Annotated in this window: 23 protein-coding genes and 1 pseudogene; 12 read left to right on the top strand and 12 right to left on the bottom strand. The window is 46.2% G+C overall.

Going from position 1 to position 24,876, the window contains the following annotated elements:
* Window positions 1-19: 19 nt before the first annotated feature.
* Window positions 20-700, top strand: coding sequence for a hypothetical protein (locus XZ46_RS06105; RefSeq protein WP_006621012.1), 681 nt, complete (start codon window positions 20-22; stop codon window positions 698-700).
* Between the two features lie 1,112 nt (window positions 701-1,812).
* On the top strand, window positions 1,813-2,400 hold the full coding sequence (locus tag XZ46_RS06100; protein WP_006621014.1) for a DUF3318 domain-containing protein: 588 nt from the start codon (window positions 1,813-1,815) through the stop codon (window positions 2,398-2,400).
* Between the two features lie 70 nt (window positions 2,401-2,470).
* Here the strand turns inward: XZ46_RS06100 and cysS are convergent, their stop codons facing one another.
* The 10 genes from cysS to purE form a co-directional block, all read right to left on the bottom strand.
* Window positions 2,471-3,931: a cysteine--tRNA ligase gene (gene cysS / locus XZ46_RS06095; protein ID WP_006670306.1), complete on the bottom strand. Its 1,461-nt coding sequence runs from the start codon at window positions 3,929-3,931 to the stop codon at window positions 2,471-2,473.
* A gap of 40 nt (window positions 3,932-3,971) precedes the next feature.
* A complete protein-coding gene (gene hisI, locus XZ46_RS06090; RefSeq protein ID WP_006621016.1) occupies window positions 3,972-4,328 on the bottom strand; it encodes a phosphoribosyl-AMP cyclohydrolase in 357 nt (118 codons plus the stop codon).
* Entirely contained in the window at window positions 4,300-5,301 is a 1,002-nt protein-coding gene (locus XZ46_RS06085; protein ID WP_008049141.1) for a CobW family GTP-binding protein, read from the bottom strand. Before XZ46_RS06085 ends, hisI begins: the two co-directional genes overlap by 29 nt.
* Before the next feature lie 49 nt (window positions 5,302-5,350).
* The gene (locus XZ46_RS06080; protein WP_006621018.1) at window positions 5,351-5,782 is read right to left on the bottom strand and encodes a SufE family protein; all 432 of its coding nucleotides are present in this window, start codon (window positions 5,780-5,782) and stop codon (window positions 5,351-5,353) included.
* Between the two features lie 145 nt (window positions 5,783-5,927).
* Window positions 5,928-6,926 carry a porphobilinogen synthase gene (gene hemB / locus XZ46_RS06075; protein ID WP_006621019.1) on the bottom strand — a complete coding sequence of 333 codons (999 nt, stop codon included), beginning with the start codon at window positions 6,924-6,926 and terminating at the stop codon, window positions 5,928-5,930.
* A 403-nt stretch (window positions 6,927-7,329) separates the two neighbouring features.
* Window positions 7,330-8,013, bottom strand: a complete 684-nt coding sequence (locus XZ46_RS06070; RefSeq protein WP_006621022.1) for a pentapeptide repeat-containing protein — start codon at window positions 8,011-8,013, stop codon at window positions 7,330-7,332.
* 266 nt (window positions 8,014-8,279) lie between these two features.
* Window positions 8,280-8,831: a DUF3747 domain-containing protein gene (locus XZ46_RS06065; protein WP_006621023.1), complete on the bottom strand. Its 552-nt coding sequence runs from the start codon at window positions 8,829-8,831 to the stop codon at window positions 8,280-8,282.
* A gap of 104 nt (window positions 8,832-8,935) precedes the next feature.
* Window positions 8,936-9,799 (bottom strand): SGNH/GDSL hydrolase family protein, encoded by an 864-nt coding sequence (locus tag XZ46_RS06060; RefSeq protein ID WP_006621024.1) that lies wholly within the window; start codon window positions 9,797-9,799, stop codon window positions 8,936-8,938.
* A 360-nt stretch (window positions 9,800-10,159) separates the two neighbouring features.
* Window positions 10,160-11,650 (bottom strand): ammonium transporter, encoded by a 1,491-nt coding sequence (locus tag XZ46_RS06055; RefSeq protein WP_006621025.1) that lies wholly within the window; start codon window positions 11,648-11,650, stop codon window positions 10,160-10,162.
* A 440-nt stretch (window positions 11,651-12,090) separates the two neighbouring features.
* Entirely contained in the window at window positions 12,091-12,636 is a 546-nt protein-coding gene (purE, locus tag XZ46_RS06050; protein WP_006621026.1) for a 5-(carboxyamino)imidazole ribonucleotide mutase, read from the bottom strand.
* Between the two features lie 234 nt (window positions 12,637-12,870).
* Here purE and XZ46_RS06045 point away from each other — a divergent pair, with 234 nt between their 5' ends.
* From XZ46_RS06045 to XZ46_RS06005, 9 genes and pseudogenes are all read left to right on the top strand, one after another.
* Complete coding sequence (locus tag XZ46_RS06045; RefSeq protein ID WP_006621027.1) at window positions 12,871-13,107, top strand: hypothetical protein; 237 nt, start codon at window positions 12,871-12,873, stop codon at window positions 13,105-13,107.
* A complete protein-coding gene (locus XZ46_RS06040; RefSeq protein WP_006621028.1) occupies window positions 13,095-13,496 on the top strand; it encodes a type II toxin-antitoxin system VapC family toxin in 402 nt (133 codons plus the stop codon). Before XZ46_RS06045 ends, XZ46_RS06040 begins: the two co-directional genes overlap by 13 nt.
* Before the next feature lie 55 nt (window positions 13,497-13,551).
* The gene (gene nagA / locus XZ46_RS06035) at window positions 13,552-14,754 is read left to right on the top strand and encodes an N-acetylglucosamine-6-phosphate deacetylase (protein ID WP_008049134.1); all 1,203 of its coding nucleotides are present in this window, start codon (window positions 13,552-13,554) and stop codon (window positions 14,752-14,754) included.
* Between the two features lie 45 nt (window positions 14,755-14,799).
* Entirely contained in the window at window positions 14,800-14,859 is a 60-nt protein-coding gene (locus tag XZ46_RS37965) for a DUF2839 family protein (protein WP_368664009.1), read from the top strand.
* Between the two features lie 609 nt (window positions 14,860-15,468).
* Window positions 15,469-16,974, top strand: coding sequence for a reverse transcriptase N-terminal domain-containing protein (locus tag XZ46_RS06030; RefSeq protein WP_008049133.1), 1,506 nt, complete (start codon window positions 15,469-15,471; stop codon window positions 16,972-16,974).
* Window positions 16,975-17,063: 89 nt separating this feature from the next.
* The gene (locus tag XZ46_RS06025; protein ID WP_006670312.1) at window positions 17,064-17,243 is read left to right on the top strand and encodes a DUF2839 domain-containing protein; all 180 of its coding nucleotides are present in this window, start codon (window positions 17,064-17,066) and stop codon (window positions 17,241-17,243) included.
* Window positions 17,244-17,659: 416 nt separating this feature from the next.
* Window positions 17,660-18,004: a DUF1815 family protein gene (locus XZ46_RS06020; protein WP_006618255.1), complete on the top strand. Its 345-nt coding sequence runs from the start codon at window positions 17,660-17,662 to the stop codon at window positions 18,002-18,004.
* Between the two features lie 764 nt (window positions 18,005-18,768).
* Window positions 18,769-19,402, top strand: a pseudogene (locus tag XZ46_RS38530) (reverse transcriptase N-terminal domain-containing protein); the annotation flags it as partial.
* A gap of 996 nt (window positions 19,403-20,398) precedes the next feature.
* Window positions 20,399-21,271, top strand: a complete 873-nt coding sequence (locus tag XZ46_RS06005) for an alpha/beta fold hydrolase (RefSeq protein WP_006670314.1) — start codon at window positions 20,399-20,401, stop codon at window positions 21,269-21,271.
* Between the two features lie 118 nt (window positions 21,272-21,389).
* On the opposite strand, the gene recA is transcribed toward XZ46_RS06005, so the two are convergent.
* Window positions 21,390-22,490 (bottom strand): recombinase RecA, encoded by a 1,101-nt coding sequence (recA, locus tag XZ46_RS06000; protein ID WP_008049115.1) that lies wholly within the window; start codon window positions 22,488-22,490, stop codon window positions 21,390-21,392.
* Between the two features lie 197 nt (window positions 22,491-22,687).
* Window positions 22,688-24,106 (bottom strand): NADP-dependent isocitrate dehydrogenase, encoded by a 1,419-nt coding sequence (locus tag XZ46_RS05995; RefSeq protein ID WP_006621037.1) that lies wholly within the window; start codon window positions 24,104-24,106, stop codon window positions 22,688-22,690.
* Between the two features lie 590 nt (window positions 24,107-24,696).
* On the opposite strand from XZ46_RS05995, the gene XZ46_RS35250 reads away from it, so the two are divergent.
* On the top strand, window positions 24,697-24,870 hold the full coding sequence (locus tag XZ46_RS35250) for a hypothetical protein (protein ID WP_006621038.1): 174 nt from the start codon (window positions 24,697-24,699) through the stop codon (window positions 24,868-24,870).
* The last annotated feature ends 6 nt before the right edge of the window (window positions 24,871-24,876 follow it).

Below are 24,876 nucleotides of genomic sequence, written 5' to 3'. Positions count from 1 at the left end.
CTTATTTTGAGGAGGAATTATGCAACCAAAACGCCTGAAAATTATAGGCTTGGGACTCATCACCGCTTTACTTTTATTGGTGTTCGGTAATATGGATCGCCTACCATTTACCAGCATATCAGGAGAATCGGCGATCGCTCAACAGACCACTCCGACACCCACTCCGACACCCACCCCAGAAGCTACCCCAGAAGCTACCCCAGAAGCCACCCCAGAACCCGCACCGCCGCCGGAACCGACAAATTCTGTGGAAGCATTACCCCTAAGTGGTAGCGCCTTCAAGGACCCCCAAGGTCGTTTTGAGGTGGGGATTATTCAAGATTTTAATGTCGGGTTTGCGGGCAATTTTCCCCTGTTTGAGTCACCAGATGGTAACTTGGCTTATACAGTGGTAGCTAGATATCGCGAAAGCGATCGCACTTTACCCGAATTAGCGATCGCGCAAATTGCGATCGAAATCTTTGAGCGCGGGGAAGGTTTTAGACCCGGAAATTTTGAAACTTTGGGGACTGGGGAAGTACAAATGCCTTGGACAGGAACCTTAAAAATCGGAGCCAGAAGCCAGCCTATGTCAGGAGTAATTTTTGCTCGTCAAGCTGGTAATCAAATCCTAGTTTTATTAGTGTCTGCCACAGCAGCAGGAGCCCCCAACATAGAGGGAGCAGTTGCAGCTTTATCCGACACACTACAACCTCTGTAAAAGTAATTAATAATTAATAATTAATAATTAATAATTATTAATTATTAATTGTAGGGGCGGGTTCTGCCGTCAATTTTCCATCCCCACCAGGATATTAATAAACCCGCCCCACCGTTTCTTTTAGAAACCCGGTTTCTCAAAGAAACCGGGTTTCTGGACCACGATATGGGTTGGTGCGGTTGACCCGATAGGTTATCCCTGTGACGCACCCTACCAGGGTGATAATAATTAATTGATAATTATTAATTGTAGGGGCGGGTTCCACCGTCAATTTTCCATCCCCACCAGGATATTAATAAACCCGCCCCACCGCCGATAATCAATTGTAGGGGCGGGTTCTGCCGTCAATTTTCCATCCCCACCAGGATATTAATAAACCCGCCCCACCGTTTCCCCTGAGAAACCCGGTTTCTCAAAGAAACCGGGTTTCTGGACCACGATATGGGTTGGTGCGGTTGACCCGATAGGTTATCCCTGTGACGCACCCTACCAGGGTGATAATAATTAATTGATAATTATTAATTGTAGGGGCGGGTTCCGCCGTCAATTTTCCATCCCCACCAGGATATTAATAAACCCGCCCCACCGCCGATAATCAATTGTAGGGGCGGGTTCTGCCGTCAATTTTCCATCCCCACCAGGATATTAATAAACCCGCCCCACCGTTTCCCCTGAGAAACCCGGTTTCTCAAAGAAACCGGGTTTCTGGACCACGATATGGGTTGGTGCGGTTGACCCGATAGGTTATCCCTGTGACGCACCCTACCAGGGTGATAATAATTAATTGATAATTATTAATTGTAGGGGCGGGTTCCGCCGTCAATTTTCCATCCCCACCAGGATATTAATAAACCCGCCCCACCGCCGATAATCAATTGTAGGGGCGGGTTCTGCCGTCAATTTTCCATCCCCACCAGGATATTAATAAACCCGCCCCACCGTTTCCCCTGAGAAACCCGGTTTCTCAAAGAAACCGGGTTTCTGGACCACGATATGGGGGTGGTGTCGTGGTGCGTCAGATGAACCCAATTGGCCGTTGACCCGATAGGTTATCCATATAACGCACCCTACGGGGGTGATAATAATCAATTATTAATTATTAATTGTTAACTATGAATCCTGATACAGAAATCCGTCATCTATTAGATTTAATGCCAGCCTCCGGTCGCATGATGGCTAGACTAATTGCTAATCCTCGACAGTCTACTGTAATTCAATGTGAATTTCCCCTTCCGTGGAAAACTACTAGACCCATTTTGATTAATTTTGACTTGTGGAAACAGCTATCAAGACCTCAGCGAGATTTATTGTTGTTGCGGACTGTTAGTTGGGTTACTAATGTGCAATGGTTTAAACCTGACTGGAATCAAGGCATTGTGGTGGCGGGAATAGTCGGAGTTGGGGTACAATTTATGCAGCAGGATGCTGTTGGTGTTCTCCTGGCTGGAGGATTAGCTGCTATAGGTGTGCGTCGGGTATGGCAGGCTAATCAACGCTCTGAGATGGAGTTAGAAGCTGATGATATCGCCATTAGGGTAGCCGCGCGACGGGGTTATGAGGAAGCGATCGCAGCAGCCGCTTTAGCAGAGGCGATCGAAGTTGTGGCTACAATTGAGGGTCGCCGGGGATTGAGTTTTATGGAATTAGTCCGCTGTCAGCATCTCAAAGCGATCGCCAACTCTTATAAGGGCCATAATTAATACGATCGCACCATTCGCCAAGTTTGAATAGCCTAACTTACCAGAGGGGAGAATCAGCTCCCCTGTGTTTTCAACGTCGCCAAAGGGTTTCGCCGCCGGGACGGTCAATTAGCGTCACACCATTAGCCTGTAGTTGGTCACGAATGCGATCGCCTTCCGCATAGTTTTTAGCCTTTCTAGCCGACTGTCGTTGTTTAACCAAATCCTCAATTTCAGCGTCGCTAATTCCCTGAGTCGCCGCTGGTGGTTGTGCTTGTGTTACAGCTTCCAACCCGAAAACTCCCGCTAACTCCACCAAAGTTTTCCAGGTCGCATAAATGCGATCGCTCGGGGTATCAGTCTTACCTTCATGAGCCAATAAATTCCCTTGGCGGCGCAACTCTTTAGCCAATTCAAACAACACAGCCAAACCCCCAGGAGTATTAAAATCATCATCCATAGCCACTCGGAAGCGTTGGAGTGCATCTTCTGTCGTGTCGTATTTACTGGGAGATGAATCAGCAGACCACCCCAAGCGCGCGCCGTATTGTTCCGCAAATAATAACCCATCTTTCAAGGTTTCCCAGCCATTTTTAGCTGAGGCGATCGCCTCATCAGTAAAATCGAGAGGTTTACGATAGTGACCCTGTAGAATAAATAAGCGCACCACCATAGGGTCTACAGGGCGATCGAGCAATTCACGAATCGTCGTAAAATTGCCCAAAGACTTAGACATTTTTTCCCCACCGACCGTCACCATACCATTGTGCATCCAATATCGAGCCAGAGTTTTACCAGTCGCCGCCTCAGACTGAGCGATTTCATTTTCATGGTGAGGAAACACCAAATCACCCCCGCCGCCGTGAATATCAATAGTTTCTCCCAGTAGTTGTCGGACCATAGCCGAACATTCAATGTGCCACCCCGGACGACCGGGACCCCAAGGAGAATCCCAGGCGGGTTCTCCCGGTTTAGCAGCTTTCCAGAGAGCAAAATCCGCCGGATTTTTTTTCTTGAGAGTTTCCGGGTCAGCCACAGCTACGCGACCACTAGCCCCCATTTGTAGGTCTTCGAGTTGTCGCCGGGAGAGTTTACCATAATCGGGAAAGTGACCGACATTGTAATAAACGTCTCCATCGACAGCATAAGCGTGTCCTGTAGCCGTGAGTTGCTCAATAAGTTGGTGAATTTCCTTGATATGATCTGTCACCCTAGGATAAGCCTTAGCATCCCGTACATTTAGCCGCCGCAGGTCTTCAAAGTAAGCGTCTATAAAGCGTTGGGATACCGCCTCCATAGTGCTTTCTTGTTCTTTAGCGCGGTTAAGGATTTTGTCGTCAATGTCGGTAAAATTCTGGACGTAGTTAACTTCATATCCTGACCATTCCAGATAGCGGCGTACCACGTCCCAGGTCGTGTAGGATCGTGCATGACCCAAATGGCAATAGTCATAAACTGTAACCCCGCAGCAGTACATTTTGACTTTTCCGGGTTCTAGGGTGGTAAAGGTTTCTTTTTGGCGGGTTTGGGTGTTATAGATTTTTAGAACCATGTTGAGTCTTAATAGTGTAAATGCTTAGGCTGGCTAGGGTTTAGCTAAGGATGGCTGATTTGATAGGGACGGCGTTAAAGAAACAGGATCTAGCCCCCGTGTGACAGGCTACGTCCCCAATTTGCTCGATTTTGAGCAGGAGGACATCAGCATCACAATCGTAGTATAGGGCTTTGAGCTTTTGAATGTGTCCTGATGTGGCTCCTTTGTGCCACAGTTGCGATCGCGATCGACTCCAATAGTGAACTTCACCCGTTGTTAGGGTTTGTTGCAACGATTGGCGATTCATCCAAGCCATCATTAATACTGTACCGTCTTTATGGTCTTGGGCGATCGCTGGAATTAAACCTTGTGGATTAAATTTTAGGCTATCGATCCATAATTGGTCTTGGTTCATGGTTAGGGATTTCGTGTAAACATTGTTGTAGGTCTTGGGTGAGGGTTTCGCGGTTCAGGTCTCGACCGATAAATACTAATTGATTTGGGGGTTCGCCGCGAGGATAATTAGGCGTAAGCTGATAGCGTTTTCCGCTGAGTTGGAATAGGTGAGAGGAGTTGTTACCTTGATACCAGATCAATCCTTTGGCGCGAAATACATTCGTTGGTAGGCGATCGCTTAAGAAGGTCTGGAATTTTTCCACACTCAGAGGGCGATCGCTGCTAAAGGATACAGCCACAAATCCATCATTAGCTAGATGTTCCGAATGGTGATCATGGTCTGGTTGCTCCCCAAAGTCTGGGTGGGAATATTCTATTCCCCAAATACTCGCTAAGGGAACCTCACCGTATTCGCTCGTCATTATACGAGCATCGGGTTTAAGCTGGCGGATCTGTTTTTGGATGCGATCGTATTTTTCTGGGGATACCAAATCGATTTTATTGAGCAAAATCAGATCACCCCAAGCAATTTGGTTAAGCGCAGCTTCACTGTTAGCCAATAGGTCTGGCGAAAACGTATCAGCATCTACCAGCGTAAAAATAGCATCAAGTCGAGTCAACTTTCGCAATTCCGTCCCCGCAAAAGTCATAATAATCGGTAACGGGTCCGCTATTCCTGTCGTTTCAATCAGTAGATAATCTATGGACGTATTTCGTTGTAAAACCTCCACAATTGTATCTGCTAGGCGGTCATTCAGGGTACAGCATATACAACCATTATTTAACTGCACCATATCATCTTCTACGTTGATCAGCAGTTGACCGTCAATACTAATCTCCCCAAATTCATTCACAAAAACCGCCACTTTCCGACCATTACGGTGACTCAGAATATAATTAACTAGGGTAGTTTTTCCACTTCCCAAAAATCCGGTAATTACAATTACAGGAACTTCCCGGTTTATGGTTAGTTTTTCCCTCGTAGTTTTCACGGCTTTTGTGACCTAATATACTTGACAAAATCCCTGTAATATGCTCCCTTCACTCCCCGCAAGCACTAGCCTGTTTTTGTAGGGTTTTAAAAATGTTATAAAACCCATTCGCACGGGAGGGAGTCAAACTAGCCTGTAGCCCAGTTTCTTCAATAAAATCGGGTTTTAATTGGCTAATTTGTTCAATAGTTAACCCATTCATTCCCTTAATTAACATAGCCAATAATCCTTTAGTTAATTGAGAGTCCGAATCACCCTGAAATTGAATACAGCCATTCGAGTCTAAACTCGCCGTCACATAAACCTGAGAAACACAACCAGGAACCTTGTTTTCTGGCAATTTTTGCTCCTCTGGAAATTCCGGCAATTTTTGAGCTAAAGTCAGTAGTTGCTCGTAACGCAGCTTATTAGAGGAGGCGCGTTTAAAGCGTTGAACAATGCGATCTAGTGCAGGGGGCCGTTGAGTCACAGGTGAAGCCATGATATTCTACGAGCATAAATATACAACAAGTCAATAAGCCGATTTTGTATTTTAACGCAAATTTTCCTATTCGTTGATGTAGACTTGATGGCGATCGCGATCGAGGGGAGGGTTCACCAGTCAAACCAGAGACCCCCCCAAAAGTCTAGCGAAGGATTAGAGCAACTTCCTTAGCGAAATAGGTAAGAATCAGATCCGCCCCGGCTCGTTTCATGCTGGTGAGCGTTTCTAGCATCACCTTTTTCTCATCAATCCAGCCCATACGTCCGGCTGCGCGAATCATCGCATACTCACCACTAACATTATAGGCCGCCACAGGTACATTTGTAGCTTGTCGAACCTGCGAAATAATATCAAGATAGGCCAGCGCTGGTTTCACCATCACCATATCCGCTCCCTCTTGCACATCTAACATAACTTCTTTGATCGCTTCGCGGCTATTAGCCGGATCCATTTGATAGGTTTTCTTATCGCCAAATTTCGGAGCCGAGTCTAACGCATCCCGGAAGGGGCCATAGTAAGCCGAAGCGTATTTAGCCGAGTAAGCCAGGATACCAACGTTTGTATAACCTGCTGCATCGAGTCCTTCACGAATTGCGCCGATCCGTCCATCCATCATGTCCGAGGGTGCTACTATATCCGCTCCCGCTTCCGCGTGGGATATCGATTGTTTAACTAGAACTTCCACCGTTTCATCGTTGAGGATTTCACCGCTATCGCTGACGATACCATCATGACCTTTGCTGGAAAACGGGTCTAGGGCTACATCCGTGATAATCATGATGTCGGGAACAGCTTGTTTGATGGCTCTGACTGTCCGCTGTACCAGTCCTTCCGGATTATAGCTTTCCGTACCCGCGTTGTCTTTTTTTTCTTCCGCTACTAGGGGAAATAACGCAATAGCCCGAATCCCTAATTCCGATGCTTCTGCTACTTCTTTCAGTAATAGGTCTAGGGTGTAGCGGTAGCTTTCCGGCATTGAGGGGACTTCCACTTTCTGATTTTCCCCTTCCATCACGAATAGGGGATATATCAGGTCGTTAACTGTTAGTTGTGTTTCTTGCACCATCCGCCGCAGCGCATCGGTACGACGTAGACGACGGGGACGTTGGACAAGGTTTAATCTATGGTTTTCTGATGACATGAGATAACAGTTGTTTTCTTTTATACAGCCAAATTGACTGTTTATTATCCCACCGATCGCTATCGTTTTGGCCTGTTGATACAAATCAATACAATCCCCAAAAAGTTGATTTTTTATTCAATTTTAAAAAAAATGTTCGGCCAGATTACTGTGGGGGTTGACATCTACCGGAACTCATGGCATAGTATTGACATACTCTTTCATAATGGAAATATTACTCACCATAAAAAAATTGCCAACATTTCCATTATCTAAAATGGTATCACAAGCCCAGCCAAAAAGCAAGCAACCCCCCCAGAAAAAAATTTTTCGCAACATTTATTAACATTTTGTTACAAAACTTAACACAATTCCGCTAGTGATTGATTAAGTGATTAAGCGATCGCCTGATGAGCAGAATTAACTAGAACCGAATTTGGGGTATTTTAAGGTTAACTGGGTTATTGTCGCCAGGTGCGAAACCTTCAAGGGGGGGAAGGGAATGGCGATCAATCTGAATCGGCTCGAATAATGATTCGAGGTATTCTTGAGTATACTGAAAGTCCTGATCCAAATCCGTGCCACCCATAGGCATAGCCAACCGAGAGGGGTCGCGACCAATACTCAAGTCATCGCCGTCCAGGTCATCGAGGGAACCGGTAGCAACTGGGGGGGTAATTCCGATGATAGGTGGCAACATTTGGGTTTGTTGTAAATTCGCCCCAGCGAAAGTTGCTCCTGTTAGTCGAGCCTTAATCAGGTTAGCACCACTGAGGTCAGCTAAATCAAGAACTGCGTCATTCAATTCGGCTTGATTTAGAAATGCACCGCTCAAATTAGCGCCAGTTAGATTTGCCCCTTTAAGGTCTGCACCTTCGAGGTTAGCATTAGCTAAGTTAGCATTTTCCAGGTTAGCATTTCGGAGGTCTACCCCAATAAGATGGGCTCCTGATAGATCAGCCCCTCTAAGATCGCAACCTTGACAAAATCTGGTTTCTAGTAGTTGTCTCAGGTCTGCTGGATTTTCAGCTCGAATTGGAGAGGCGAAGCCTAGGGATACTATGGTTGTGGCTGCCCCTAGAATCATGACTGTTGATAAAGTCTTCATCTTTTTGTCCTCCTGAATGGACAGATAGGAATTATGTTTTATTCCTCATGTACTCTAGGATATAGCATAACGGAATTATATGGGCGATCGCTTCTCCCCTGAGACATAAATTTTAACGTTGATGAAATCCGGTAATCGGCGAGTATATCAGCAATTATCTCTATGATTTAGGGGATCATATCTGATTTGATAGGGGTTAGTGAGATCTTCAGGCGATCGCCCCATGGCGGGTGGATATTGAGTCAGGGCGAAGAATATTGTGGATTTCAGCGAGGTAGGTGGTCGTGGGTAAAATAAATATGACCGAGGGTGCGATCGTTGTAGGTTCGTTTAGTGAAGCGCCAACCCGGTTCTAAAAAGATTTTGGTAAAGCCACTAGACCGACCAAAGCTGCGACCGATGATAATGGGTGGTGCGTAGACATCAGCGCGAGAGTTAGCGACCAGTAAAATCTCTCCTGGAGTAGCTTGGACGGTGAGACTATGGCTGAGGGCGAGGTCTTGTCCTCCCATGCGAACCGAATAGCCGTTACTGTCGGTGGCGCGTCCACAAATTCCGCTAAAGTCGAAGTTGAGAAGTAGGGGTTCAACTTGAACGGGACGGCTGCCATTTTCACTCCAACAGGGTCGGGAATCAGAAATTTGTTCAACGACTACTAGGGAGTAACCAAAGGCGCGGGGAACAGCCATAGCTACGAATCGCTCCTGATCAACTTCCTGTTGACCAAATTGGACTGCATTGGCACCAGAAAATCCAGTGATAATGGAGAAGGTAGCTGCTGCTAGGGTGGTAATGGTTTGTGTTAGTGAGATCTTCATCTTCAAAATCTGTTCAACTGTTGAGTGTTAGAACTGCGGACTGTGCGATCGCATCTGTAGGTCTGTAGGTAAGAAGTTTATGCTCCGAGGTTTAGTTTAGCGCTTTAGGGGGAACCTAGTGTTTTGTGGCTAAAAAATTGTAATCCGGTACTCCAGACTAAATAGCCACGATCATTGAGATGTAGACCATCGGTGCTGAGTTCCGGGCGCAGGTTTCCTTTTTCGTCGGTGAATAGAGGATGTAGGTCTAGGAAATAAGCACCATTGGCGATCGCGATCGCTTCTAATTCTCTATTAAGTCGGCGTATACGACGATTAGGAATTTTAAGTAGGCGATCGCGTCCTTCCCAACTAGCATTTTGATCGCTGTGGGGTAAAATCGACTGAACGACCACTTGAGCGCTGGGATGAACCCATTGCACATCTCTAATAATTTCCCGCCAGTTGGCTAAAACCGTTTGATCGTCAATTCCCCGTAACAGGTCATTGATACCGATCATGATAAATACAGTTTCTGGTTGGGTCAGGTCAAACACCTTGAGTCGTCGTAGTAATCCCGCCGAGGTTTCCCCGGATATACCTTGATTTAACCAGGTTCTCCCTGGGGGTAATAGTTCAGGGGGAAACCATAAACTTAATGAATCTCCGGCTAAAATGGTTAGGCGCGCGGGGCGATTCTGAGCCGCGAGAAGTGCTTTTTCTTTTAGCTGTTCTACCGAATCTTCGTAGGTCAAGCGATATGGTGGCTGAAATGAGGAGTTAGTGCCGTTAGGCTGAACTTCATGGGTCTGTTGGGTTTGTACTGCTGCACCAACTTGTTTTTCTTCTGAGGGTTGCGCTTGGGCTTGGGAAGTGTCGGATAATGATTGTCCCCTTAGCAATAGTAGGACAATCACCAGAGTTAGTATCCCGTTACCGATGAGGGATAACATCACCCAAGCTGGAATAGTTTTTAACGGAATCAACACGAGAATCTGAGAAACGCCCTAAAGTTGTCTACTTCTATGTTGACACTCTACCTTTGATTTTAGGGAAGGGTAGATTCTGGGTTCGCGCTACTCGCCGACCTGCCGCAGGTTTACACCAACAGTAATCGCCTCTACAATTGGCCACTCTGTGATGTAGAAGTTTAAAACGGCTGTTGTGCTACATCCTCCCTAGAAAAAGAGGAGGTTTGGCATTGTCTCATCATCAGACTCTGGATATATGGGGCGATCGCCCTAGCAATGTCTAGCAATGTGTGGAAAGAAAAAATCGCCTCCTGTAGGGGCTATGTGCCAGTTAGGAGACGATTTTTTAGCAGATAAGATGGCAGATGAGATTAGAGTTTAATAGCTTCTGCCAATTCCACCTTCGCGGCTAGGAATACCGGGGTCAATACCTCCGACACTTGCTGGGCCTACTTCTTTGAGGAATCCGTTATAGGCTTCCATACCATGTTCGGCGATGTCGAGTCCTTCATATTCATGTTCAGGATTGACGCGGATACCGACCATCGCTCTGATGGCTAACCAGAAAATAGTCGTCATGACTACTGTAAATCCGCCGATGGACAGGACACCGAGGATTTGAACGCCGAGATTAGCGCCGCCAAAGATACCGACGGCTAGGGTTCCCCAAATTCCACAAACTAAGTGAACGGAAGTAGCACCCACCGGGTCGTCAATCTGAATGCGATCGAAGAAGGCGACTGAGTAGACGACGATAACTCCGGCGATCGCACCAATTACAACTGCAGCCCACAAGGGTACAGCATCACAACCGGCGGTAATTCCCACTAAACCGGCGAGAATGCCGTTGATAATCATGGATAGGTCTGGTTTACCATCCTTAATCCAGGAGGTGAGGGTAGCAGTTACACCGCCTGCAGAGGCTGCTAAGTTCGTGGTCAAGGCGATATAGGGAACATTCTCATTAGCAGCCAATTCGGAACCGGGGTTAAATCCAAACCAGCCGATCCACAGAATTAAACATCCCAGGGTAGCAATACTCATGTTATGACCAGGAATCGCCCTAGGTTCACCGGATGGACCGTATTTGCCCATGCGCGGTCCGAGGAATGCTGCCCCCATGAGGGCGGCCCATCCTCCCACGGAGTGAACTACGGTTGATCCGGCAAAATCATGGAAGTCCATACTTGCTAACCAGCCGTTATCAGTCCAGACCCAGTGTCCGGTAATGGGGTAGGATATTCCCACCAGCAATAGGCTAAATATTAGGAAGGCGACAAATTCGATCCGTTCGGCTACTGCGCCGGATACAATAGTGGCGGCGGTACCTGCGAAGGCGACCTGGAACAGAAAGAAAACTTCTTTGGGTAATCCTTCGGGGAATGGGTCAAGTCCGTAAACGCTGGGCTCTCCAGTCAGGAAGAAGCCACCACCACCAATAAAGGGGTTTTCCCCTCCGAACATGACTGAGAATCCAAAGAACCAGTAAATTAGGGTGGCGATCGCAAATACGATTAGGTTTTTGGAGAGAATGTTAACGGCGTTTTTGTGACGACAAAATCCGGTTTCTAACATCCCGAAACCAGCGTTCATAAAGATTACCAAAATACTGGCAATCACAATCCAAATGGTATTTAAAACACCCTGCACATATTCGGGAGTTATGGGTTGTGCGTCGTCTTGGGCGACTGCTGCTAAACTCCAAAATATAATAATCAGGGCCGTGAGAGGAATGCACCCTAGTAGGCTAGGAGAAAGCCATCTGGGTCTTTTGGGCTGCAAAATTGACGGAGTAGGCTGAGGCGCAGATCCAACTACCTCAGCAAATTGCCGATAACTTCTGGTTCTCGACTTTTGGCGTTTCAACATTTGCTTACAGTTGTTCAATTTACGTTAATGTGGAAAGAATGAGGCGGCAAATGATAGCCGTCTGGTTAGAGAGATGCTTAATCTTTATGCCTACCTTACTTAATAGGTAGGTGTTAACTAGCCGGACTTTAACAGGTGTGGGTTAACCGATAAAACTCCCACATCTGTACTCAACTGAGTTCATTTGCTAACAGGTGGACTTACCATTTAACCATAAAAAGTACGGATAAACTACGAGAAGTTTCGAGGGATAATCAGATTCTTTCTAGTCCAGGGCTATGACTTGAAGCTACGATTTTTATCTACTTTGTTAACATTATCTTAATCAGATTTCTGTATACTGCAATACAGAAATATATAGCAAATTGCTATAAAGGGACTGATAGATTATGGGCCCGGTATGGTTATATACAAACTGGTGTAATAATGGGGTTTTTCCACTACATTTGTTTAAGGTATTCTTGATATCCAAACTGTGCAAGGATTGTTTGTTTTTCGAGTACAGATTCGGTTAACTCTTGTCGATAGGCTTGGACTTTTGCCATGAGTTCAGGTTGGTGAGAAGCCAAAATCTGAACAGCGAGTAGACCGGCATTTTTAGCGTTTCCGATCGCCACTGTAGCCACAGGAATACCGGCTGGCATTTGAACGATAGAATAGAGAGAATCTAGTCCCATTAGGTGACGGCTGGGGACGGGAACCCCGATCACAGGTAAAGGGGTGAGAGATGCAACCATTCCGGGTAAGTGAGCCGCGCCGCCTGCACCAGCTATAATAACTTTTAATCCGCGTCCTAGGGCAGTTTTGGCATACTCAAACATCCGGTCTGGGGTACGGTGTGCCGATACGATCGCTACTTCCCAACTAATACCAAAATCTTGACATACGGCGATCGCTGCTGACATGGTAGGTAGGTCAGAATCACTGCCCATAATAATACCAATTTGAGCAGGGGAGGAGTTAGGGTCCTGAGAGATTGAGTCCATAGCAGTTGTTAATAACGAAGTGAAACTACAGACCCGGATTATAGCATTAGGGGTGGAGATAGTTGGGAGTAACTACGTCTGTTGAGGAATTGTCCCCCCAAATTGAGCTACAATGTTTATAATCATGAGAGAGGCGAAATACGAGGGTTGACATGGCGCCAGTCTGGTTGGACTACAAGCCAGCAGCAGAGAGACCCGGAATCATCCACTATTATTGAGAGGTAACAGTAAATCATGCTAAAAAGTTACGAAGCGATCTACGAAAACGGTGAGTTTAAATGGTTGTCAGACCAGCCAGACCTGAACAAAGCACGAGTGATTATCACTGTATTACCGGAGCCAGATCTATCTAATCGAGAGGGAAATAAGAAACGGCGATTTCCGCCAGATTCAATTGCCGGAAAAGGCCAAACCATTGGGGATATAATTAGTCCAATTGTAGATGAGGATGACTGGGAATGTCTAAAGTGATTGTCCTAGATACCCATATATGGATTTGGCTGATTACACAAGAGTTTGAAAGATTTCCGGCTCATTGGTGTGACCAAATTTATGCTGCTGACGAAGTTGGTATTTCCCCAGTATCTTGTTATGAAGTCGCAGTAGCTTACAAAAAAGGAAGGTTAGAGTTACCCTGTCCAGTAAATGAGTGGCTACATGAAGCCCTAACGCCCACAGGTATTAGTCTGATGCCTTTGAATGCGGAAGTCGCTTGTCAAGCGGTGAATTTATCTGCGATTCATAAAGACCCTTTTGATAGGATAATCATAGCAACGGCGTTAGTTTATCAAGGTCAATTAGCAAGTGTCGATCGCCAGTTTACTAGATATCCCGAATTAACAGATTATTTAATGAGATAAATTTGGGTAAAGCGAGAGTTTTTTTAACCCAGTTATAAATCAATGATTATGTAAGATGATGAATGAAAGCCTCCCGCCTAATGATGTGTCAGTAGATTTAATTAACAGTCAGATTCTAGGTAAACCTGGATTACATACCCTACAAATTCGTGATGGTGTAGTTAAGGCGATCGCCACGAAACCAGACCCCGCCGCCGCAGTGGTTGATGTAGGTGGAGATTGGATTTCCCTAGGGGGGATAGATTTACAGATTAATGGTGGGTTAGGGTTAGCTTTCCCGGAGTTAACGGGGGAGAATTATCAACAACTGCAAGGTATTTGTGAGTATTTATGGGATCAGGGGGTTGATGGATTTTTGCCTACCATAGTGACAACCACCGTAGAGAAATTTAGGCGATCGCTGGCTACCCTAGGGGAATTTCAACCAGACGGGAAGGACGGGAAGCACTCGGCGGCGGAGATTTTAGGAGTTCATCTTGAGGGACCATTTCTGAATGTGCAAAAACGGGGCGCACATCCTCAAAATTGTCTATTACCCCCAACCACAGATAATGTCAAACGGGTTCTAGGGGATTATGGGAAGGTGGTTAAGGTGATGACTCTAGCGCCAGAATTAGACCCCACCGGGACAGTTATCCCCTATTTGATGAGTTTAGGCATTATCGTCAGTCTCGGTCACTCTCAGGCTAATTTAACTGTGGCTGATGAAGCATTTAACCAGGGGGCGACAATGGTAACTCATGCTTTTAATGCCATGCCTCCCCTACACCACCGGGAACCAGGACTATTGGGGGCGGCTTTATGTCGCTCAGAGGTATTTTGTGGGGCGATCGCTGATGGACATCATGTTTGTCCAACCATGCTGGAGGTACTGTTACGGGGGAGTAAGGGTGAGATTTTTGTGGTTAGTGATGCTTTAGCGCCTTTGGGATTGGCGGATGGTGTTTATCCGTGGGATGACCGGCGCATTGAGGTGACAGGGGGGGTGGCTCGGCTGGAGGATGGAACTTTGGCGGGAACTACTTTATCGCTGTTGAGGGGAGCGGAAAATTTAGTCAGGTGGGGGATCTGTTCTGCTGCTGAGGCGATCGCTTTAGTAACAGAAACTCCACGTCGAGCGATCAGATTATCAACGGAAATCATCGGTCAACCAATAACCCGATTATTGCGATGGACAGAGGAGCAGGGATGTCTGAGGGGACAAAGGTTGAGAATTGGATCTAAAATAGACAACTATCTCCCCTCCCTAAACTGTTAGGAATGGTGGGGGATAGTTAGTACATTTGTTGGAAGCGCCAAAATTATGGGTGAAGCTAAACGTCGCAAAGAGATGATGGGGGAAAAGTACGGTAAGGAGGAATAGTGCGATTCGTTTGGTAGAAACCAGCCTAAAGCCTACTGGTTATAGGTTTGGGGGATTACCAGCGGGGACAGATAAAAACAGAAAAACCTGTTCCCTGACAACTGAATTACCTTGAGGGTGAAAGTCCCTCCCGTCTGGTGTAGACGTGACAGCATCATCCCCACTGAGGCGATCGGACTATCGCGACTTGGTGAAGCGGGATGAAAAGGCAGCTCTGCTGGTAGCCTAAACTGGCACTCTGTCGAGCAAGTACCCATGGATAAGGAAATCTGAAGATGTGATCAAAACGTCGTCACCTTAAACCAGCGAAAAGGCTGACACGCTGGAGCCAAAAGGCTAAGGATAAATGGGGTTGGCTGATTGTTCACAGACCAACATACACTCCCTATAAACCCGGCGTAAAGCATCGTCCTAAAGGTACAACCAAAGGTAATTCGGAACGAAGTAACCCATGTATATGCTCTCAGGTATTGGTCGATAACTGAGTAGGTAGCCAGCCGCAAGCTGTATGTGGTCAGGATTGGGACAGAAGCGAAGGTCTAGGGTAATGCCTAGAATAGGCTGACAGTTCCACGATGTTACGGAATATAGAGTTGCCAGTAACAGGAAATGAAATCTGAAACGAGTGTAAAGACTACGGAAAGACTGGAATGGGGTGACATCAACTGGAAAAAGGTTGAACGTCGCTTATTCCGCCTGCAAAAACGAATCTATAAAGCCTCAAAGCGTGGTGATTTCAAAGCAGTTCGCTATCTCCAAAAGTTGTTATTAAAGTCCTGGTCAGCAAAGGTATTAGCGGTTAGATCGGTAACTCAAGATAATCAAGGTAAAAATACGGCGGGTGTGGACGGGGTAAAATCCCTATGCTCACAAGCACGAATCAACCTTGTCGGACAACTGACGCTAGGTGCTAAACCCAAGCCTACCCACAGAGTAGACTCGACAGAAACGGTCGTAAATGCTCCAAGTCGGAATGGAGAACAGACTATATTTTGTCGCGCGGGTCAAGGTTTGGTGAGACTAGCATTAGAACCGGAATGGGAAGCCAAATTTGAATCTAACTGTTATGGATTTAGACCAGGACGCTCATGCCATGATGCCATAAAAGCAATATCCAATCATCTGGAGTCAGAGCCTAAATGGGTGTTAGATACCCAGATCACTAAATGCTTGAGCGATCGCATTAATGGCGATCGCCTGTTGGATAAATTAGGAACATTCCCTAAATTACGCCGACAAATACGAGCATGGCTCAAATCCGGTGTAATGGATGGAAAACAGCTATTTCCGACCAAGGAAGGCACTCCCCCAGGAGGCTTAATCCAGCCATTACTGGCACATATTGCCCTCCACGGCATCGAAGAAGATATCCTAAAGATGGCTGATCAGCTATCTGGAAGAGAGCCAGTTAACCGCCATCAACTATGTTTAATTAGATACGCGGATAAGTTGGTTATACTTCACCAAGATGCTGCTGTAATCCATCACTCCCAACAGGTAATCAGGGAGTGGTTAAAGCCATGGGGTCTTGAATTAAAACCAGAACAAACGAGGATAGCCCATACTCTTGATGGGGAGGATGCGGGTTTCGACTTCCTCGGTTTCCATATTCAACAATACCGAGTCGGAAAATATCACTCTGGAAAGGATAGAAAGGGAAAATCTCTGGGTTTCAAGACTATCATCAAGCCATCCCGAAATGCAGTCACAGAACACTATAAGCTACTGGTGAGGGTAATTGATGCTCATCAAGCTGCCCCTCAAGCGGCACTAATCAGGAGATTGAATCGAATCATTCTCCGATGGAGTAACTATTACTCAACAGTAGTCTCTAAAGAAGTGTTGAATAAATTGGATTACCTGCTATTCGGAAAGCTGAGAAGATGGGCAAATCGCCGTCATCCCCATCAGAGCGAAAAATGGGTGGCTAACAAATACTGGCAGAGTATTGATAACAGAAATTGGGCTTTTGCTGTACGAGGACATGAGGAAATAGCCTTATTCAAACATTCCCAGATACATATATTTAGGTATGTTAAAGGAAAAGAGGCAGCCTCTGCTGAGGATGGCAATTTAAGCTATGGGAGTACAGCCAATTGTGGAAATTATCAGTGATTAGAGCTGAGGTGCTAATGACAGGAGCTGTAACATTGAGGAGCCGGATGAAGGGAAACTTTCACGTCCGGTTTTGAAGACGAGTTAGGATGGCGACATCTTGGCTTAGTTTAACTATCTTGCCTTGGGTACCGATTACTAAAACCCAAAGTGAACAGTTTATGCAATGGACTACTAAGGGGGCTTGGTTTGGGATTAGCTTTTTAGTGATTTTTTGGCTAACTATTCGGTTGGTTGGTCCGGCTTTGGGCTGGTGGACGGTTGATTAGCTAATTGGGGTAATTTGCACCCTTAGAATCAGTTAATCATCTTAACCTGTAGGGTTAATTGATAAATTAGCCTTACAGGTTCCCTGGCTAGGACTGCTCAAAAAGATTGAGTTTTGTTAAATTTAGTTATGTTTATCATAAGGATTTGTTTTAGCTATGGCAAAACTCGAATCACTATGCTAGATCTGAGAAGGCTATCTCTAAGCCTAATGCCATCAAGGATTTGGGAATAACGCGATCGCTTTGTTTTCAAGTTGTTTTCAGTTGATTCAGGCTCTGGTTGGACTGAAATATTCAACGGATCATGGTGAATTAGGTTAGTAGAAGTGATACTTTACCAACATCGAGATACCCAGTCCTGAGATTATGTTAAATTTTGAAGATAATCTAAAGATTGTGGTGACAGGAGAAAAACTATGTTTATCAGACTTGCGGAGCAACATCGAAAATTCGTTCAGGATTTGGTGATGAATCTCCAAGCCCTAGCTATTGTGCTGGAACGACGGGGCTACCTGGCTTCCTGCTATACTTGTGGGGGTCAAATGAACAGCGCCTCATTTATGGTCAGCCTGAGTGAAAATCATCTGATCCGGTTTTTGGTGTCGGATTATGGGATTACCTGGACGGAGATGCGCGACGATCGCGAATTGATGAAGTTGGAAGGCGCAGAGGCGATCGCTCAATTAGAGGAACTCGCGAGTCTGGTCAAGCATGATATACTCGGACCGGCGGCTGTACCCCAAAGCATTCATCAGGGATAAGGGATAATTACCAATCCAACCGGGTCTTAAAATGCTAATGTAAATATATAGGTGCGAGACGTTTAGGAGTCAAATAAGGCTGCAATGGCTGAAATAACCTCCTAGTGAGACTTTCACCCCTTGGTGGAATAAAAGGGACTCGTACCCTGACCATCCCATAACTGTTTATATGTCCTCAAAGCGAAAGCTAGGCAAGGGACTCAAGGTCAATCCCATAAAAGAAATCGAATATCCAATCCAAGTATACCACAAGGAGGAGTATTAAAACCACTTGGGCGATTATGGGAAAGAGTAACGGCGATAGCCACCCCCAATTTCAGGAATCACAACCCTGGGACTGAAGCGGGGAACGGAAGGCGTGAAGTAGAACCTACTACCAAAAGCGACCACTGCCAACCATCCATGACTAAGGAAATCTGAATGTTCCGACTTGAACCATCGTTATTACTAAGCAGCGAAATAGGTTGATACGCTGCGCCCAAAAGGGTAAGGGGAAAAGTAGGGTTTTCTACATAACACCTACACAGACTTTTAAAAGTACCCCGGTGGAAAGGACAAGTCTAAAGATGGAATGCCCATATAAACGGAACGTTTTAAGTCCTCCTGGACTCTGAATATCTGGTCGAGATATCAGTAGTGACAAATGTAAGCGCAAGTCCTAGAGGATGTGAGATGTGACCAAAAGCCAACGCCCAGTTGTAATGGCTGGGATATGCTGACAGGTTACGGTTTGATTGCAAGGTTAGAGTCTAGTGGGAGTTACTATGACGAAAGCGAGTTCAAAGAAAGGCTTTGAGAAATCAAAGCCAATCAAGACGTGCGTTTGTATGGAAGGCTATCCCATGGGCTAAGGTCCAACGGAAAGTTTTCAAGCTCCAAAAGAGGATATACCAAGCAGCTAAATCCGGGCAGGATGCAAAGGCTAGAAGGTGGCAACGTCTACTGGTGAAGTCATATTATGCTCGACTCTTAGCAGTGCGGCTGTAGGGGCGGGTTCCACGGTCAGCCATGCTTCCCAACAGTCAGCTTAATGAACCCGCCCCCCAAGCGGGTCAAGACCAAAAGACAGCCGGAGTCGATGGAGTGATAGTAATATCGCCTAAACAAAGGTTAAAACTAGCTGAGAGCATTAAGGGAAACCTCAAAGCAAAACCCTACATGGTGCGTTACCAGAAAGTTTTTCGTTTCTCTGCCAAGTCTCTCAATGTAACGCACCCTACACGGGTGTGGATTGCAAAACCTGGGAGGGATGAAAAACGCCCTCTAGGAATTCCCACAATCCAAGACAGAGCTAGGCAAGCCGTGGTTAAATCAGCGCTCGAACCTGAATGGGAATCGAGATTTGAAGGCACAAGCTATGGGTTCCGTCCCGGACGGTCAGCCCAAGACGCAATAGGCTGAATAAATTCAGCCATAAATCAAGGAAATTACTATGTTCTTGATGCAGGTGCGAGACGTTCGGGTATGAAATAGGGCTGAAATGCCCGAAATAACTACCCGGTGAGGATTCCAGCTCCGAATCTGGATATAAGGAGACCTCTCCTGAGCATCCTCATAACTGATTATATGTCCCGACGCTTAGGTAACTAAGCAAGGCAGGGAACTCAAGGTCATAAACGAACTGAGAAATCAGGGAGTAGAGAGTAACGGCGATAGCCACCCCCAGTTTTGGAAATCATAACTCCAGGATAGAAGCGGGGAACGGAAGGCGTAGGTCGGAACCTACCTCCTACTCGACCACTGCCAACCATCCATGATTAGGGAAACCGAATGTCCGGCTTGAATCATCGTTAATACGGAGTAGCGAAATAGGTTGAAACGCTGCGTTCAAAAGAACAAGGGGAAAAGTAGGGTATTTATGTCATCACCTACATAGACCTTTAAAAGTACCCCGGTTCTGAGGACAAATCTAAAGATGGAATGCCCGTCGAGACGGAACGTTTTAACCCCTCTAATGCTCTATTGCGAGTTGCACTCGTAGTAGTAGTGAAAAATTTAAGCGTATGCTTAGAGGGTGAAGGATGTGACCATAAGCCAATGCCCAACTGTAATGGTTGGGATATGCCCACAGGTCAGCAGGGTGTGGATATAGATACTGCGATTAGTAGGAGTATAATGGCGAGAGCGAGTTGAAAGACTACGCGCTGCATAAAGCTCAGAACATTGAAGTACGAAAGCGGGGGGTAGTAACTCTGTTCCTATAACAAAAAAGGGTATCCACATCAGGAGCCGTGTGCAGGGAAACTCGCCGGCACGGTTTTGAATGGGAGGTGATGGAGGTGACTTCATTATCGACCCCTACCAGAGCATGATGTTCAAGCTCTTTGGCAATCCCAAGCTGCTGCTAGTTCTCTAAGAATCGATGTGGTTTGGGGTAAGTTATTGTGGCAGGATATGACAGGTTTGGAGTCTGGGTGGGAACACCTATATGTTGAAACTAATAACATTCACCTTCATTCTGTGACCCAAGGACAAGGTGAATTAGTTGTTTTGTTACATGGTTTTCCTGAGTTTTGGTATGCTTGGCGTTACCAAATTCCGGCGCTTTCTCGTTATTTTAAAGTAGTTGTGCCTGATTTGCGGGGTTACAATGACTCAGATAAACCGGAAAGTGGTTATGATCTCGATACCCTCAGCCAAGATATCCGAGGGTTAATTCAGCGCTTGGGATATGCAAAAGCCCATATTGTGGGTCATGATTGTGGGGGTGCGATCGCCTGGAATTTAGCCCAAAAATTTCCAGAATCAGTTAACCGTTTAGCTATTTTAAACGCACCGCCTCCCCATAGGTTGGTTCAGGAACTTATGGGTAATTTTGATCAAATTCGTCGCAGTTGGTTGGTCTTAGCTTTTCAAGTTCCGGGGGTTCCTGAATGGCTAATTCAGCAAAATTTGAAAGAGTTTATCCGTGGTTTTCTGCGAGAACACGCTATCCGCAAGGGGGCTTTTAGTGCGGAGGAAACCGAAATTTATCAGGCGGCGTTAGAGAAGCCGGGAGTATTGCGATCGGCAATTAATTACTATCGTCAACTTCTGCAACCAGCCGGTTTATTTTCCAGTTGGATGCGTCCGCCCCAAATCAATGTACCCACATTGGTACTATGGGGAGAAGATGATTCATTTCTTAGCCAGAAACTGGTTGAGGGTTTAGATAAGTTAATTACCGCACCTTTTCGACTACAATTAGTTGCCGACTGTGGACACTGGATGCAGCAGGAAGTTCCGCAACTGGTTAACCGGGAATTATTGAGTTTTCTCAGGAACTAATGAACTCCTCCCCCTGATTATAGTTGGAGACAGGGGTGAGGAGTGCCAGACTCCACCAGGGGAGGCGATTACGTGCCTTTTTCCGCTGGTGAAAGGGGACTTGATTTAACTCAATGATTTATTCTTCATCAGTATTGTCGTCAACGTCTTCAAGATCATGATCATCTGTTTCGACATCATTATCATCGAGTTTAACAACGGAGGTGGCTGATACAACTGCACCCCCGGCTAAAGCGGCACGGACTTCATCATCAATCTTTTTGGTAAATTCTGGGTTTTCCTCCATATAGGTAATGGTGCGATCGCGTCCTTGACCGATGTTATCGTTGTTATAGCTATACCAGGAGCCCTTGCGTTTAATCACTCCCGTTTCTTCTGCGAGGTCAATCAAACAACCGATAGTTGAGATCCCCTGTCCAAAAATAATATCAAATTCAGCAATTCGGAAGGGTGGCGCGACCTTATTTTTAGCCACTTTAACTTTAGCGCGAATGCCATACTCGTCCGAGCCTTTTTTCAGAGTTTGGGTGCGGCGAATATCAAGACGGACCGAGGCGTAGAATTTAAGCGCATTCCCCCCCGTGGTAGTTTCTGGGTTGCCGTAGACAATACCAATTTTTTGGCGTAACTGATTCAGGAAAATGACCGTACAGCCCGATTTACCGATATTTCCGGTAATTTTCCGCAGGGCTTGACTCATTAACCGCGCCTGTAGTCCCATGTGAGAATCGCCCATATCCCCTTCAATTTCCGCGCGGGGAACTAAAGCAGCTACGGAGTCTACCACTACAATATCAACCGCCACCGATCGCACCAATTGATCTACTATTTCTAAAGCCATTTCCCCGGTGTCAGGTTGGGAAACTAGGAGGTTTTCAATATCTACTCCCAGCGCCGCTGCATAGGTAGGATCGAGGGCGTGTTCAGCGTCCACAAAAGCTGCTATTCCGCCAGTTTTTTGGATTTCCGCGATCGCATGGAGGGCTAGGGTAGTTTTACCGGAACTTTCGGGGCCATAAATTTCAATCACCCTTCCCCTGGGCAAACCACCACCTAGGGCCAAATCCAAGGTGAGTGCGCCACTGGAGATAGTTTCCACCTTCATGCGGGCGGAGTCTCCTAGGCGGACAATAGACCCCTTACCAAAATTCTTTTCGATTTGGTTAAGGACTGAATTTAGGGCTTTCTGCTTTTCGGAGGTCTCGGTTTTGCTGGCCATTAGCTTTGAATCCTGCTCAGAGTAAAAATTGGAAAAATTGGGGCTAAAAAATAGATCTATGTGATCATCTGACCCTCTACCCAACCCTCTGCTCCCGGCGACAAGCTCAGGGAAGGGGTAGAGGGATTTCCATTTTATGTTAGCAGATGGCTTGTTGCCTATTTTCTGGTTAATAGGCGATCGCCCATTGCTATAGGTTAGAAGTTGCGAATGATAGCTTCGGCGAATTCTGAACACTTGAGGGGTTCAGCCGGGGGTTCCATGAGTCGGGCCAGATCATAAGTTACCTCACGGTTAGAAATCGCCGCCCCCAGACCTTTTTTAATCAGGTCTGCTGCTTCTTGCCAGCCCATATATTCTAACATCATCACTCCCGATAGGATTAACGAACCGGGGTTAACGCGATCGAGTCCAGCGTGTTTAGGTGCTGTACCGTGGGTAGCTTCAAATACCGCGCAGGTGTCACCAATGTTCGCACCTGGTCCCATACCCAACCCTCCTACCATAGCGGCGGCTGCGTCCGATAGGTAGTCTCCGTTAAGGTTCATGGTAGCCAGGATAGAGTATTCGCTAGGACGGGTTTGGATTTGTTGGAAGATGCTGTCAGCGATGCGATCGTTGACCATAATTTTATCTTTCCATTTACCATTACCGTGACTTTCCCATAGCGCCTCCAGAACCCCCTTCACCTCATCGCAGATTTCTTGGCGTTTTTCTGGGGTCAGCGCATCAAAACCCGGTTCTACCTGGCGCGCGTTATCTTCCAGGGAGATGTCGGGTTTATGTTCTTTGTTGCCGAGGATCCATGATTCTCGTTCAGTGATACATTCTTCGCGAAACTCCGTAGTTGCTAGTTCATAACCCCAGTCTCGGAAAGCCCCCTCCGTGTATTTCATGATATTGCCCTTATGCACCAGAGTCACCATTTGCTTATTTTTGGGGAGGCGCAGGGCGTGTTTAATGGCGCGACGGACTAGCCGTTGGGAACCAGTTTTACTGATCGGTTTAATACCGATACCCGAGTCTAGGCGGATCTGTTTTTTGCCATGTTCCGGGGTAGCCGGAATTAGCTCATTGTTGAGGGTGTCGATGAGTTTTTGGGCGATTTCCGTACCCTCGCGCCATTCAATCCCTAAGTATATGTCTTCTGTGTTTTCCCGATAGATGATCACATCGAGTTGTTCCGGGTGTTTGTGGGGGGAGGGAGTACCAGGATAGTAGCGACAGGGACGGACGCAGGTATATAGGTCATTAATTTGCCGTAGCGCCACGTTCAGGGATCTGATGCCGCCGCCTATGGGGGTGGTTAGGGGGCCTTTGATAGCCACACCATATTCTCGGATTGCCGTCAGCGTGTCTTCCGGTAAATATTGATAAGTGCCGTATTGTTCGCAGGCTTCGTCCCCGGCGTAAATTTTAAACCAACTGATCTGGCGATCGCCGCCGTAGGCTTTGGCCACTGCTGCGTCAATCACTCGTTCTGTCGCTGGCCAGAGGTCTACACCCGTGCCGTCGCCCCGAATGAAGGGAATAATTGGGTTATCGGGAACAATGGGTTCTCCGTCAGAGAAGGTGATTTTCTCGCCTGTATCGGGGGGGGTAATTTTTTCGTACATGATCTCTGTTCTTACTATAAACCTTCAGGTTTCCCTTATTCTGTCATGATTTTTGCCTGCACTCCGCAGCGATCGCCACAGAAATTTATCTTTTCTTTAGAATTACCCCTTCCCAAAGCTAGGGAACATAAACTATGATTGAGGAAATTTCGGTGCTCTATGATGCAAAATCTGCATTCAGAATTATAACTTAAACAAATGCAATAAAAGTACAATTAGCGCTTCCAAAAATTTCACTTCAGAATTAGGGCGATCGGTGTATCATTTTTTGAGGTGGAGGTAGATCAAACCAAAAACATTGCCAAGCACAACTACCTTCATGCACACGAGAGCGGGCATTGAGAATAAACATCAAAATACAAATCTGGTTTCCGAACTTCAAGCTCAAACTTTCCATTGAGGATAACGCTTCTAGCTGAGTGTACATAATCTATATATTCACAGGACAGGCTGAGTTCGGTGTAGGGGCTTGTTATTAAAGCCACAAGCGTTGGGGTTAAGGTTTTAGGTTACTTATTAATATTCCCCAGCCACTCCCAAAATAGTTGCCCGTAAATACTTCACTTCAAAACCACTAGAGGTTATCAATTATGGATAACGTAAGTACAGTCGATCGCAGTGATTATCAAAACGTTTCAATTCCCAGCCTAATCAATAAAAGGTTATCTGACCAAGAACAAGACTTCCCAGTAGCTAAAACCGGAAAATATGTCGAGCGTCCTCTACAGGGTGATCCTACCTATGAATTAGAAAGTCTGGGTTGAAGAAAC

This window comes from Limnospira indica PCC 8005 (assembly GCF_000973065.1).
In the GTDB taxonomy this organism is placed as follows: domain Bacteria; phylum Cyanobacteriota; class Cyanobacteriia; order Cyanobacteriales; family Microcoleaceae; genus Limnospira; species Limnospira fusiformis.
Note: the sequence above shows the minus strand (reverse complement) of the source record. Positions and strands in the feature narration are given on the sequence as shown.

Coding starts and splice junctions, on each gene's coding strand:
- nagA (WP_008049134.1), top strand. CDS start 13,552: ATGATGAATGAAAGCCTCCCGCCTAATGATGTGTCAGTAGATTTAATT.
- XZ46_RS06070 (WP_006621022.1), bottom strand. CDS start 8,013: ATGAAGACTTTATCAACAGTCATGATTCTAGGGGCAGCCACAACCATA.
- recA (WP_008049115.1), bottom strand. CDS start 22,490: ATGGCCAGCAAAACCGAGACCTCCGAAAAGCAGAAAGCCCTAAATTCA.
- cysS (WP_006670306.1), bottom strand. CDS start 3,931: ATGGTTCTAAAAATCTATAACACCCAAACCCGCCAAAAAGAAACCTTT.
- XZ46_RS05995 (WP_006621037.1), bottom strand. CDS start 24,106: ATGTACGAAAAAATTACCCCCCCCGATACAGGCGAGAAAATCACCTTC.
- XZ46_RS06025 (WP_006670312.1), top strand. CDS start 17,064: ATGGCGACATCTTGGCTTAGTTTAACTATCTTGCCTTGGGTACCGATT.
- XZ46_RS06045 (WP_006621027.1), top strand. CDS start 12,871: ATGCTAAAAAGTTACGAAGCGATCTACGAAAACGGTGAGTTTAAATGG.
- XZ46_RS06080 (WP_006621018.1), bottom strand. CDS start 5,782: ATGGCTTCACCTGTGACTCAACGGCCCCCTGCACTAGATCGCATTGTT.
- XZ46_RS06100 (WP_006621014.1), top strand. CDS start 1,813: ATGAATCCTGATACAGAAATCCGTCATCTATTAGATTTAATGCCAGCC.
- XZ46_RS35250 (WP_006621038.1), top strand. CDS start 24,697: ATGGATAACGTAAGTACAGTCGATCGCAGTGATTATCAAAACGTTTCA.
- XZ46_RS06065 (WP_006621023.1), bottom strand. CDS start 8,831: ATGAAGATCTCACTAACACAAACCATTACCACCCTAGCAGCAGCTACC.
- XZ46_RS06030 (WP_008049133.1), top strand. CDS start 15,469: ATGAAATCTGAAACGAGTGTAAAGACTACGGAAAGACTGGAATGGGGT.
- purE (WP_006621026.1), bottom strand. CDS start 12,636: ATGGACTCAATCTCTCAGGACCCTAACTCCTCCCCTGCTCAAATTGGT.
- hemB (WP_006621019.1), bottom strand. CDS start 6,926: ATGTCATCAGAAAACCATAGATTAAACCTTGTCCAACGTCCCCGTCGT.
- XZ46_RS06105 (WP_006621012.1), top strand. CDS start 20: ATGCAACCAAAACGCCTGAAAATTATAGGCTTGGGACTCATCACCGCT.
- hisI (WP_006621016.1), bottom strand. CDS start 4,328: ATGAACCAAGACCAATTATGGATCGATAGCCTAAAATTTAATCCACAA.
- XZ46_RS06040 (WP_006621028.1), top strand. CDS start 13,095: ATGTCTAAAGTGATTGTCCTAGATACCCATATATGGATTTGGCTGATT.
- XZ46_RS06055 (WP_006621025.1), bottom strand. CDS start 11,650: ATGTTGAAACGCCAAAAGTCGAGAACCAGAAGTTATCGGCAATTTGCT.
- XZ46_RS06020 (WP_006618255.1), top strand. CDS start 17,660: ATGTTTATCAGACTTGCGGAGCAACATCGAAAATTCGTTCAGGATTTG.
- XZ46_RS06005 (WP_006670314.1), top strand. CDS start 20,399: ATGACAGGTTTGGAGTCTGGGTGGGAACACCTATATGTTGAAACTAAT.